The sequence below is a fragment of the Nocardia sp. NPDC049935 genome (assembly GCF_055586645.1).
Map to the genome: position 1 here is coordinate 1241670 of NZ_JBVJHV010000001.1, position 12040 is coordinate 1253709.

Below are 12040 nucleotides of genomic sequence, written 5' to 3' on the forward strand. Positions count from 1 at the left end.
GACGTGGCGGCGGCCGGTACGCGGCCGGGGTTCACGGTTTTCGTCTCGAACATGACACCTCCTGCGTGGTGGGCGAGCGGCCGGTCCGGAACCGGTGACGGTCCGGACGAGTCGGCTCCGACCCTAGGCAGTCGCTCTCTCGGTCCTCTGTTACGGCCGTATTTCCCACGTGCTCACGGAGTTATCGGTGTGAGAGCGGAATGAGAGAGCCGTGAGTGCCCCGCCGGGCAGGGTTGGCACCAGGTTCCGCTGCCACCGCGGACCCGCTCCGGCGGGGATCCGGGCCCACCGGCGGAACCGGACGGAATCGGCGAATGTCTCCGGCGCGACGGCACGTTCGCCGGCCGGACGATTTCGAGGAGGAACGGTGAGGGAAGGTTTCGGGCGCGGCGGCCCGGGGACGACAGGCCGCGACGCGGAATCGGTCGACGCGCAGCTGGCGCGGTTCGTCGACGGGCCGTTCGACGACGATTCGGTGCTGGCCGAGATCGGGCTGGATTCGCTGGCCACCGTGCATATCGCGGTGGCGCTGGTACCCGACGACGACCGGGAGATCGATGCCGGGAGCCTGGCGACGATCCGGACGGTCGGGCAATTGCGGCTCTGGTTGCGCGAACTCGTGGGCGAGACCGGAACTCCGGAGCGCATCCGATGACCGCGGCGACGACGCACGGTGCGGGGGAGCAGCACGCGGCACTGACCGAATCGCAACTCGGGCTGATGGTGGTGCACCGCTCGGTGCCGGCGCCGCAGCTCTACAACGTGGTGGCCGAGATCGAGCTCGATCCACGCCACAGCGCGCACGCGCTGCGCGCGGCGATCGCCGAGGTGCTGGCGGTCCAACCCGCGCTGCGGACGGCGCTGCGCGAGATCCCGCGTCCGCACGCGGTGCTCACCGAAGCCGGTCTCGCGGCGGACGTGCCCGTCGACACCGTCGTGGTGGACGCCGCGGGCCTCGACCGGCGCAAGGAGCGGGCGCTGGCCGAAACGGCCGCGACGGCCTTCGACCTCGCCGCCGCCCCACTCATCCGGTGCACACACCTCTCGGCCACCGACGGCTCGCGATCGGTCCTGCTGGTGGTGGTGCACCACACCGTATTCGACGGCTATTCGCTCCGGCCGTTCGTTTCGGATCTGGGGCGGGCGCTGCGGGGTGACCTGGACACCCCCGCGCTTCGGGCGCGCCGCGAGCGGGCCCTGCGCCGGGAACTGGACGCACAGCTGGCGGCGGCGGCCGACCCTCTCGTCGACGACGCGGCCGCGGCAGTGGCCGAATCCCTGCGGCGGGTACCGGCGACGGTGCTCCATCCCCGCCCGAACCGCCCGGCCGCCACCGATTTCCGTGGCGACCGCCTCGAACTGCGGCTCGGAGCGCAACAGTCGCGCACCGTGGACCGGCGCTGCCGGGAATCGGGGGCCGGCCCGTTCGCCTTCTTCGCCGCCGTCTACGCCGCGGTGCTCGCCCGGCACAGCGGTAACGAATCCGTGGTGTTCGGCGCGCCGCTGATGGCGCGGCGCACCATCGCCTCGCACGCGCTGTGCGGATTCTTCGTCAACACCCTGCCGCTCGTGGTGGAGGTGTCCTGGGAGATGCGATTCGAGGACTATCTGCGCGATATCGTCCTCCCCGCGGTGACCGCGGCGAAAAGTGCTGTCGCGGTGCCGTTCCACCGCATCGTCGCGCAGGCGGCGCCCGACCGCGCGGGTAACCGCAACCCGCTGTTCTCCTGCATGCTCGCGATGCAGGACGGCACGGATATCCAGGACGCCGAGGTGCGGGCGTTGCGCGAACACGGCACCGGAACGGCAAAATTCGACCTCTGGCTCGGCGTCACGCCCACGCCGGACGGCTGGCTCCTCGAGCTGGAATACGACACCGTCCTGCTGCCGCCCGCGGTCGCCCACGGTGTGCTCGAATCGCTGCGCGGCGCGCTGGATACCGTGCTGGCCGAACCCGGGACCGGAGTGGCGGGGCTGTTCGGCGACGCCTCCGCCGCGGAGACCGACCGCGACGACGGCTTCTACCGTGCACCCGTATCGGCCGGGCTGGACGGCGGTGTGCGCGAGCGGATGCACGCCACACCCGATGCGGTCGCCGTCGCCGAAGCAGGCGCCGCACTGACCTATCGCGCGCTCGATACCGCGGTGCGCGCAATGGCCGGACGGCTGCGCGATCACGGTGTGCGCGCCGGTGACGTGGTGGGGCTGGCGACGACCGGGCTCACCGACACCGTGGTCACGATCCTGGCGCTGCTGCGGTTGCGTGCGATCTACCTGCCGCTGGAGCCGGGCCTGCCGCCCGAGCGCGTCGCCTACATGCTGGCGACCGCGCGGTGCCGGTTGGTAGTGGGCGCCGCCGGGCCGCCCGGGGCCGACCTGGTCGCTCCGGTGGACGCCCGGACCGCCGTCCCCGGTACACCGCACACGGACGGCCGGATCGAATCGGCGGACGACGGCGTGTACGTCATGTTCACCTCCGGTTCGACCGGCCGGCCCAAAGGTGTGCTGATGCACAACGGCCCGCTGGTGAATCTGACCGCATGGCAGCTCGCGGCACTCGATATGGGACCGCGGACCCGCTTCCTGCATTACGCGCCCTCGGGGTTCGACGTGTCGTTCCAGGAGATCGTGCCCACGCTGACCGCCGGCGGCACCGTGGTGGCGCGCGACGGTGTGGACCGCCGCGACTTCCCCGCGCTGGTCCGCCATATCCGCGAGCAGGCGGTCACCCATCTGTATCTGCCGGTGGCGGCCTTGTCACCCTTCGTGCGGGCCGCGGCGACGGCCGGGGCGCAGCTGGACGAGCTCACGCACCTGTGTGTCTCGGGTGAGCAGCTCATCGCCGGTTCCGAGATCCAGCGTTTCTTCGCCGACCGGCCCCATATCCAGCTGGTCGACCTGTACGGCCCCACCGAGACCCACGCGGTGACCACCCACCGGCTCCGCGGCACCGAGGCGCCGTGGGCATCACACGTACCGATCGGCACACCCATCACCGGCGTCACCGCGCAGGTCGTCGACCGGACCGGTCATCTGGCCCCGCGGGGAGTGGCCGGCGAGCTGTATCTCGGCGGCCGGTGCCCGGCCCGCGGCTATATCCATGATCCGGAACGGAGCGCCGAACGGTTCGTCTCCGATCCGCGGCGCCCACCCGAGGGCCGCCGGTACCGCACCGGCGATCAGGTCATGTGGTCGGAGAGCGGGGTGCTGCTGTTCCTCGGACGCGACGACGACCAGGTCAAGATTCGCGGGCACCGGGTGGAACTCGGTGAGATCGAGGCGGTGGCAGGCGAACTGCCGGGTATCCGCACGGCCGTCGCCGCGGTCGGTGGTGACGGCGCGAATCGGCGGGTGCTGCTGTTCCTCGTTCCCGGCGAGAGCGCCGAACTCGATACCGGCGAGATCCGCCGAAAGCTGACGGGACTGCTACCCGCACCGATGGTTCCGGCCGCCGTACTGGTGACCGATGCGGTGCCGCTCACCGCGAACGGCAAGGTCGACCGGCCCGCGCTGGTGCGCCGTGCCGACGACGAGGCCGCCGGCGGGGCGCGGCCGGGCGCGGAGGGCGCCGAGCCCGCCGCCGATCCGGTGCAGGCCCGGCTGCAGACGCTGTGGGCGGAGGTGCTCGGGAGCGAACTCCCCGCGCCCGAGCGCTCGCTACTGGAGTACGGCGCGCATTCGCTGAATCTGCTCACCGCCCTGGCGGCCATCGAACAGGAGTGGGGGGTCCAGCTCACGGTTCTCGACTTCTTCCGGGACCCGACGGTTTCGGCGCTGGCCGAAGCGATCCGCGCCGAAGGAGTCCGGCCGTGACCGGGTCGATCGCCGGCGCCTCGCTCCTGGTCCCGCTGGGGCGCGGCACCCGGGCGCACACCGTGTTGCTCCCGCCCGCCGGGGGCGGCATCGGACCCTATCTCGGTGTGGCGGCGCATCTGGCCGGACTCGGCGCGGTGCACGGGATCCGGGCCGCCGGCCTGATGCGGGGCGAGGTTCCCGACGACGACGTCGCGGTGATGGTGGACAGGTACCAGGACGCGCTGTCCGGTCTCGGACCCCCGCGGCTGCTGTTCGGCTGGTCGCTGGGCGGATCGCTGGCCTGGGAACTCGCGGCACGCTACGCCGAACGAGGCAGCCGCCCGGCGGTGGTGATGCTCGACAGCCCGGCCGTCCCCGAGGCCGCCGGCCCGGCCGCCCGGGCCGTGCTCCGTGAACAGGTCGTGGCCTCGGCGGGCGCGGTGGTTCCCGAGGCGGATCTGATCCGCCGCACGGCCGAGGCCCACATCACCGCCGCGCAGACCTACCGGGCGCAGCGCCGGTACGACGGTCCGGCGCTGCTGATCGCCTGCGCCGGCGCGGAGCCCAGGCACGCGGAGACATGGCGGCGGCTCGGCACCCGGCTGCGGGTGCGCGATATCGACTGCGGCCATTTCGAGATCCTGCGCGCGGCGAACCTGGCCCGTGTCCTGGCCCATGTCGACGAGTTCACGGCCGGGCTCCCGGCCGGGAAGGAGTGAACGATGACCGATCCCCTCGCGGTGGTCACCGGCGGAACACGCGGCATCGGCGCCGCGTTCTGCGCCCGGCTGGTCCGGCTCGGCTACCGGGTCGTCGCGCTGTATCGCGGGGACGCGGCGACGGCCGCGGCGTTCACCGCCGCACACGGCGACCGGGTCGTGGCGCTCCGGGCCGATGTGGCCGATCCGGCCGCGGTCCGCGAGGTGGGCGGCCGGATACTCACCGAATTCGGCACCCCCGAGGTGCTGGTCAACAATGCCGGGATCAACCGGGACAAACCGTTTCTGGAACTCGCGGACGAGGACTGGCAGCGGGTGATCGATACCAACCTGTCCGGCCCGTTCCATCTGATCCGGGCCATCGCGCCCGCGATGCTCGCGGCCGGTGCGGGCACGATCGTCAATATCGGCGCGACCACCGGTATCCGGCCCCGCGCCGACGGCGTGAACTACGCCGCCAGTAAGGCCGGGCTGCTCCAGCTCACCAAATGTCTCGCACTGGAACTCGCCCCGGCCGTCCGGGTCAACTGTCTCGTTCCCGGGATGACCGAGACCGATGAACTGGTCACCCGCTTCCGGCTCGACGATCCGGTTCGCCGGTCGGCGGTGCTGGACGAGATCCCCCAACGACGGATCGGGACCCCCGATGACATCGCCGACGCCCTGGAGTTCCTGATCGGCCCGCACAGCGGTTATCTCACCGGTCAGAAGCTCATCGTCGACGGCGGCCAATTCATGTGGTAGGAGATCATGACCGACACACTGTTGCGCGCGGCCCGGCAGGCATACACCGATGCCCCACCGGTCGGCGACCGGAGTTATCAGCAATACCCCACCGAACTCGCCCGCAGTCTGACCGGCGCCTGGCCGGCCGTCCGCGCGGCCAATGCCGAGGATGTGGCGGCGGCGCAGGCCCGGGGACTACCGGAATCCCTCATCGACCGGGTCCGCCTGCAGGACCGGCACCTGGATCAGCTCGTCGCGCTCACCGAAACGGTGGCGGCCGCGTTGCCGGAGGTCACCCGGCCCGGGCCCGCCGTCCCGATGGGAGAGTCGGCCTCCCTGCGGCAGGTGCCCAAACCCCTCGGCGTGGCCCTGATGGTCTACGAGGCGCGCCCGACGGTCACGGTCGAGGGCGCACTGCTGCCCGTCGTCACCGGTAACGCCGTCCTGCTGCGCGGTGGCAAGGAGATCGCGGCGACCAATACCGCGCTGGGGGAGGTCGCCAAGAAGGCCCTCGCCGCGGCCGGTCTGCCGGCCGGTCTCGTCACCACCCTCGACGATCCGAAACGGGCGATCCTGCGGGAACTGCTGGCGCGCCCGGACGCGGTGGACGTCCTGATCCCGCGCGGCAGCCCCTCGCTGATCGACTACTGCCGCACCGCGAGTTCGATTCCGGTGATCGCCAGCGGCGGCGGAGTGAACCACCTCTACGTCGACCGCTCCGCGGACCCGGAGCTGGCCGCCGCCATCACCCTGGACAGCAAACTGGCGGAGCCCACCGCCTGCAACACGGTGGAACTGGTGCTCGTGCACGACGATATCGCCGACGAATACCTGCGCGCCCTGCTCCGCGCGGCGCCGGCCGGTTTCCGGATGAAACTGGATCCCGCGCTGACCGCGCCGGATACCGGGTCCGGGCCGGAACCGCGCTGGGAAACCCTGGAAGAGCACGATTTCGGCCGCGAATTCCTGGACGCGGCGGTCGGTGTGCGGCCGGTGCGCGATATCTCCGGGGCGCTGACGCATATCCGCGAGTACGGCTCGCGCCACACCGAGGGCGTGGTGGCGCGCGAGGCGGCGGTCGCCGCCGAATTCACCGACCGGGTCGACGCGGCCGCGATCGTGGTCAACGGATCGCTGCGGCTGCACGACGGGCCCGCGATGGGCCTCGGCGCCGAGATCTCCATCAGCACCGGGCGCCTGCACGTCCGCGGGCCGGTGACCCTGCGCGCCCTGCTCACCCACACCTGGGTGGTCGAAGCCGCCGGCCTGTTGCGCGGCACGGGGTCGTGAGACCGCCAGTCCCGACGAACCACCGACGAAGGAAAGATCAATGTCCACAGTCGCACTCGACCGCGCCGCGGTCGCCGAAGCGGTCAAGAGAATGGTGATCGCCGAATCCCGGATCTCGGTGCCCACCGACCGGATCACCGAGGACGAACCCCTCAGCGGCAACCTGCTCAAGGTCAACTCGCTGGGTTTCGTCGGCATGCTCATGCGCCTGGAAGACGAACTGGATATGACGCTGTCCGACGATCTGTTCGTCGGCCGCCGGTTCCGGACCGTGCGCGATCTGGTGGATATCGTCGTCGCCGCCGCACAGGAGCAGCGATGAGCGGTATCGAGATCCCCGAGACCTGGCGCAGCGTCCTGCCCCACCTGGACGGGCCGCTTCCGCCCGACCGCAGCCCGGAGGTGGCCGCCACCGACGGCGTACAGGCGAATCTGCCGATGGAACTGGTCCGCCAGAGCGGTTCGGCCAAGGAATTCTGGCCCATCCCCGAACCGGTGGCCGAGGCCTACCGCAGCTTCCGGCCGACGCCGCTGTGGCGGGCCACCGGCTTCGAGCGGGCGATCGGGGCGCGGGTCCCGGTCTATGTGAAGTACGAGGGCGGCAACATCTCGGGCAGCCACAAACTGAACACGGCACTGGCGCAGGCCCACTACTACGCGCGCGCCGGGGTCCGGGAACTGGTGACGGGAACCGGGGCCGGGCAGTGGGGAACGGCCCTGGCCGCCGCCTGCGCCCTGTTCGGGTTGCGCTGCACGGTGTTCATGGTCGGATCCAGCCTGCGCCGCAAACCCTATCGCGGTGTGCTGATGCGGATGCTGGGCGCCGAGGTGCAGTCCAGCCCGACCGAGTTGACATCCGTGGGCGCGGCCCACGACGGGTCGGCGGGCAACAGCCTGGCGCTGGCCATCGGCGAGGCGGTCGAATACGCCCGGGAGAAGGCCGGCGCCGCCTTCGCGATCGGCAGCGGCGAGACCTACAGCATCCTGCACCAGTCGGTGATCGGGCTGGAGGCCCAGCAGCAGCTCGCGGCCCGCGACGCGACGATCGACACGGTCGTGGGCTGTGTCGGGGCGGGTTCGAACTTCGGCGGTATCGCGCTGCCCTTCCACGCCGAAGCGGTGGCGACCGGCACACCGGCGCCGCTGCTGGTCGCGGCCGAATCGAGTACGACACCGAAACTGACCCGGGGCGTGTACGCCTACGACCGCACCGACGCCACCGGCACCGGACCGCTGGAGGCCATGTACACCATCGGCAGCGACTACGTGATCCCGGATTCGCATTCGGCCGGGCTGCGGTTCCACGCCGCCGCCAAGGTGGTTTCGGCGATGCGGAACGCGGGCCTGATCGCGGCGACGGCGGTGGGCCAGGTCGAGGCGCTGGAGGCCGGACGGCAGCTCACCGTGCACGAGGCGGTGCTGCCCGCGCCCGAATCCGGGCACGCGCTGGCGGCCGCGGCGAAGCTCGCCACCGCGGGCGACGATGCCGGACTGCGCTCCGAGCGCGGGGTGCTGGTCTGCGTGAGCGGACACGGGTATCTGGATCTCGCCGCCTATCAGCAGTTGCTGGACGGCGAGCTGAGCGACGCGGAACCGGAGGGCCGCGCATTGTCGGCGGCGGTGGCCGGACTGCACCGCGTCGGGTCCGGGGAACTGCTCGGCGCGGGGAGAACACGATGACGGCGCCGACCGGGATCCACGCCGAGCTGCTGGATTGCGTCCAGGCCAATCTGGCGGTCCTGGCCGACCACCACCACGGGCCCGGAACACATCTCGCACTGGGCGCCCCGCTGCGCTTCCGGCCGCGGATCGCCCGCGGCGGACTGCCCACCGTCGAGCCGGTCTTCGACGATCAGGTCGCCGACGCGGGCGTTCTGCTCGGGCTCGCGCTCGGGGATCGCCGGACCGTACCCGGATCGGATCTCGCGCAGGCTGTTCGCGCGGACCGGCCGGTCTACGTCCGCGCTGACGCGTTCGATATGCCGTGGGTGCCCTACTACCGGCAGCGCCACCTGGAGCACAGCTTCCTGCTCACCTCCGACGGCAGGGTGGTGGACGCGTACGCCAACCGGACGCCGTGGGGCGAGGCCGTACCCGGCCACTTCGATTTCCCGCCGGACGGGCTGACCTGCGTCACGGCCGAGGTGCTGTCCTTCGAACCGGCCGGTGTCGCGGACCCCGTCGTGACAACGGAATTCGGCGCCGTGGCCGAGTATCTCGGCGCCTACGAATCGCACCCCGACCGGGCCGCCGCCTACGACGGGCTCACCCTGGAAACCTGGCTGCTGGCCCGCTCCCGGCGGCTGCACGCGGCATTCCGGGCGCGCACGGGAACAGCGCCGCACCCGGAGCTGGAGGCCCATCTGGGCCGGTGGGATTCGGTGGTGGAGCAGACGTATCTCGCCTCCCGCCGGGTCGCCCGGGGCCGGGCCGAACCGCCCGGGGTCCTGACCCGGCTGGGGGAGCTACTGGAAGCCGACCGGGCGATATTCGGCGCCCCCGTCGACGCGGACCTGCGGCGCTCGGTGGCCGCGCTGGTGGGATCGGTGCTCGAGGTCGGCGCGGACCCGTTGCTCGCGGGACTGGAGTTCTCCGCTGTGCCCCGGTTCAGTTCCTTCCGGCTGGTGGAGATCATCGAGCGGCTGGAGTCCGAACTCGCGGCCGATATCGATCCCGCCGATCTGATTCCGGAGAACCTGCACCGGGTCGACGATCTCTGCCGGATCATCCGCCGCGCACCCGTCGCGGCCACGGGGGAAGGAGGACTGTCGTGACAGCGCTGCATGATCTGGCCGACAGCGCTGCCCGGCAGTGGCCCGGGCGGCCCGCGGTGACCTGCGGGGGCCGGACCCTGGACACCGGTGAGCTCGCCGCGGCGAGCAGGCGGCTCGCCGGCCGGCTCGACACGCTGGGCGTGCGCCGCGGACAGCGGGTGGTGGTCGCCACCGCCGCGAGCCTGCTGCAGCCGGTGCTGGTCTACGCGGTGTCACGCCTGGGCGCGGTGGTGTGTGTCCTGCACGAGCAGACCAATGCGCGCGCCCTCGAGCATGTGCTCGACGATTGCGAACCGGTCCTGGTGGTCACCGATGAACTGCCCGCCCCGGCGCGGCAACGCGGTATCGACGTGGTCACCACGGCGGAGCTGGAAGCCCACGCCTACACCGGCCCCGATACCGCTGTGTTCCCCGCGCCGCTGGGCGTGGACCCGGTCCTGTTCGTCTATACCTCCGGCACCACCTCCGCACCGAAAGCCGTTGTCGGCACCCATGATCAGGTGTTGTTCTCCGCCGGCGCCATCCAGTCGGTTCTGCGCTACCGCTCAGGCGATATCGTGTACTGCCCGCTGCCGATGTCGTTCGACTACGGGCTGTATCAGCTGTTCCTCGGCGCGATCTCCGGCGCGCACATCTGGCTGGGAGCCGCGGCCGAGGTCGGGCCGCGGCTGGTGGCCCATCTCGTCGAATCCGGCGCGACGGTGCTGCCCGCGGTTCCCGCCGTGGCCGAGGCGCTGGCGCGGCTGCTCGCCCGGCGCCCCCGCCCCGCACCGGCCCTGCGGTTGCTGACCAATACCGGTGCGGCCATCTCTCCGCAGGTGTTGTCGGCGCTGCGCGAGGCGATTCCGGGCCTGCGCGTGCAACTGATGTTCGGCCTCACCGAATGCAAACGCGCCACCATCGCCGCACCGGACACCGATCTCGAACATCCCGGCACCTCGGGCGTGGCGTTACCCGGCACCGAGGTCTTCACGGTGGACGACGACGGAACCCGGCTGCCCCCGGGCGAAATCGGCGAGATCGTCGTGCGCGGCCCCAATGTGATGTCGGGGTACTGGCGGCGTCCCGAACTCACCGCGCGGCGTTTCCCGCGTCGTGACGGTGTGCTCCCGGAACTGCGGACCGGTGACTACGGACGAGTCGGCGTTGACGGCCACCTCTACTTCGACGGCCGGCGCGACGACCTCTACAAGGAGCGCGGCTTCCGGGTCAGCGCGACGGAGGTCGAGGCCGCCGCCCGGCGGGTATCCGGTGTGCAGTCGGCGGCCGTCCTGCCACCGGGCGCGGACGGCCCGGCGGTGCTGATGGTCGTCGCCGACACCACGCCGCAGCGGATGCTCGACGCGATGCGCGCGGAGATCGAGGAGTACAAGATCCCGCGCCGCTGCCTGGTCGTCGACCGGCTGGCGCTCACCGGCAACGGGAAGGTCGACCGGACCGCCCTGGCCGCCCTCGTCGCGGAGGCCGATCGTGGTGCATGAGACCGTCCGGAGCCCGGGAGACCTCGCCGACCGTTTGGGCGGCACCCGCACCCCGGCCTATGTCTACGACCTGGCCGAGGTGCGCGCCAATCACGCCAGCCTGCGCGCGGCCCTGCCCGGCGGCGCGCTGCTGTACTACTCGCTGAAGGCGAATCCCCATCCCGCCCTGCTCCGCGAACTGCGTGCCGGCGGCGCGCTTCCGGAGGTGTGCTCGCCCGGTGAGCTCGACGCGGCGCTGGAGGCCGGCTGGCCCGCCGCGCAGGTGCTCTACACCGGGCCCGGTAAACGCGATACCGATCTGGCCCGCGCCCTGCGCCTCGGCGTCCGCGAGTTCTCCGTCGATTCGGCGGCCGGTCTCGACCAGCTCGACGCGCTGGCCGGTGCGTCCGGGGTGCGGGCGCGGTGCCTGTTACGGATCAACGACGACAGGCCCGCGGCCGGTCAGGGGCTGGCGATGACCGGTGTCGCCTCCCAGTTCGGGGTGGATGCAGGGCAGGTTCTGGACGCACCGGAGCGCTTCGCGGGCCGGCCGAATGTCGGAGTGTGCGGATTCCACCTGTACATGGGCACGAATCTGATGAAGGTGCGCGACCTCGCCGACCAGTTCACCGCGTCGGTCCGCACCGCCGTACGCCTGACCGAGGCGCTCGGCGCCCACGGCGCCGAGATCGAGATATTCGACCTCGGCGGCGGATTCGGCGCCCCGTTCGCCACCCGTGGAGATCCGGTGCCGCTGCACGGGTTGCGCGCCGAACTCGAGCAGTTGCTCGACGCCGAACTACCGGATCCGCGCCCGGAGATCGCGTTCGAGACCGGACGCTATCTGGTGGGCTCGGCCGGAACTCTGCTGACCGCGGTGCTCGATGTCAAACAGTCGCACGGCCGGCATGTGGTGGTACTGGAATCCGGGATCAATCATCTCGGCGGCATGTCCGGGATGCGCCGGCTGCCGCCGCTGCGCCCACACCTGGCGGTCCCGGGAGATTCCGGGGACGCCCCGCCGATCGAGGCCATGATCACGGGGCCGCTGTGCACACCGCTGGACATGTGGGCACGCACGGCCTCGCTGCCGCCGGTGGCGCCCGGTGATCTGCTCGCCGTCCCCAATGTCGGCGCCTACGGGCTCTACGCGAGCCTGCTGGCCTTTCTCGGCCACCCGATTCCCGCCGAGGTGATCGTGGACTCCGATCACCCCGAGCGGCCGCCCCAGCCCTCCCGGCTGGAGCTGATCCGCACCCGCAGAGAGGACTGACCG

At 71.6% G+C, this 12040-nt stretch carries 10 protein-coding genes; all 10 read left to right on the forward strand.

What is annotated here, in order from left to right; all coding sequences use genetic code 11:
• The first annotated feature begins 367 nt into the window (after positions 1–367).
• Genes ACZ6SF_RS05765 through ACZ6SF_RS05810 form a run of 10 tightly spaced genes read left to right on the forward strand, consistent with a single transcriptional unit; the run spans position 368 to position 12037 of the window.
• Positions 368–655, forward strand: a complete 288-nt coding sequence (locus tag ACZ6SF_RS05765) for a hypothetical protein (RefSeq protein WP_466060808.1) — start codon at positions 368–370, stop codon at positions 653–655.
• A complete protein-coding gene (locus tag ACZ6SF_RS05770; RefSeq protein ID WP_466060809.1) occupies positions 652–3813 on the forward strand; it encodes a non-ribosomal peptide synthetase in 3162 nt (1053 codons plus the stop codon). Before ACZ6SF_RS05765 ends, ACZ6SF_RS05770 begins: the two co-directional genes overlap by 4 nt.
• The gene (locus tag ACZ6SF_RS05775; protein WP_466060810.1) at positions 3810–4514 is read left to right on the forward strand and encodes a thioesterase domain-containing protein; all 705 of its coding nucleotides are present in this window, start codon (positions 3810–3812) and stop codon (positions 4512–4514) included. The genes ACZ6SF_RS05770 and ACZ6SF_RS05775 overlap by 4 nt, the downstream gene beginning before the upstream one ends.
• 3 nt (positions 4515–4517) lie before the next feature.
• Entirely contained in the window at positions 4518–5258 is a 741-nt protein-coding gene (locus ACZ6SF_RS05780; protein ID WP_466060811.1) for an SDR family NAD(P)-dependent oxidoreductase, read from the forward strand.
• Positions 5259–5264: 6 nt separating this feature from the next.
• Complete coding sequence (locus ACZ6SF_RS05785) at positions 5265–6530, forward strand: glutamate-5-semialdehyde dehydrogenase (protein ID WP_466060812.1); 1266 nt, start codon at positions 5265–5267, stop codon at positions 6528–6530.
• Between the two features lie 40 nt (positions 6531–6570).
• Positions 6571–6852, forward strand: a complete 282-nt coding sequence (locus ACZ6SF_RS05790; protein WP_466060813.1) for an acyl carrier protein — start codon at positions 6571–6573, stop codon at positions 6850–6852.
• On the forward strand, positions 6849–8210 hold the full coding sequence (locus tag ACZ6SF_RS05795) for a TrpB-like pyridoxal phosphate-dependent enzyme (RefSeq protein ID WP_466060814.1): 1362 nt from the start codon (positions 6849–6851) through the stop codon (positions 8208–8210). The genes ACZ6SF_RS05790 and ACZ6SF_RS05795 overlap by 4 nt, the downstream gene beginning before the upstream one ends.
• Positions 8207–9304 carry an acyl carrier protein gene (locus ACZ6SF_RS05800; protein ID WP_466060815.1) on the forward strand — a complete coding sequence of 366 codons (1098 nt, stop codon included), beginning with the start codon at positions 8207–8209 and terminating at the stop codon, positions 9302–9304. Before ACZ6SF_RS05795 ends, ACZ6SF_RS05800 begins: the two co-directional genes overlap by 4 nt.
• Complete coding sequence (locus ACZ6SF_RS05805; protein WP_466060816.1) at positions 9301–10785, forward strand: class I adenylate-forming enzyme family protein; 1485 nt, start codon at positions 9301–9303, stop codon at positions 10783–10785. The genes ACZ6SF_RS05800 and ACZ6SF_RS05805 overlap by 4 nt, the downstream gene beginning before the upstream one ends.
• The gene (locus tag ACZ6SF_RS05810; RefSeq protein ID WP_466060817.1) at positions 10775–12037 is read left to right on the forward strand and encodes a type III PLP-dependent enzyme domain-containing protein; all 1263 of its coding nucleotides are present in this window, start codon (positions 10775–10777) and stop codon (positions 12035–12037) included. Before ACZ6SF_RS05805 ends, ACZ6SF_RS05810 begins: the two co-directional genes overlap by 11 nt.
• Positions 12038–12040 lie beyond the last annotated feature (3 nt).

Bases quoted from the DNA above. Each gene is read 5' to 3' on its own strand.
- ACZ6SF_RS05770 (WP_466060809.1), top strand. From the start codon at position 652: ATGACCGCGGCGACGACGCACGGTGCGGGGGAGCAGCACGCGGCACTG.
- ACZ6SF_RS05780 (WP_466060811.1), top strand. From the start codon at position 4,518: ATGACCGATCCCCTCGCGGTGGTCACCGGCGGAACACGCGGCATCGGC.
- ACZ6SF_RS05785 (WP_466060812.1), top strand. From the start codon at position 5,265: ATGACCGACACACTGTTGCGCGCGGCCCGGCAGGCATACACCGATGCC.
- ACZ6SF_RS05790 (WP_466060813.1), top strand. From the start codon at position 6,571: ATGTCCACAGTCGCACTCGACCGCGCCGCGGTCGCCGAAGCGGTCAAG.
- ACZ6SF_RS05795 (WP_466060814.1), top strand. From the start codon at position 6,849: ATGAGCGGTATCGAGATCCCCGAGACCTGGCGCAGCGTCCTGCCCCAC.
- ACZ6SF_RS05800 (WP_466060815.1), top strand. From the start codon at position 8,207: ATGACGGCGCCGACCGGGATCCACGCCGAGCTGCTGGATTGCGTCCAG.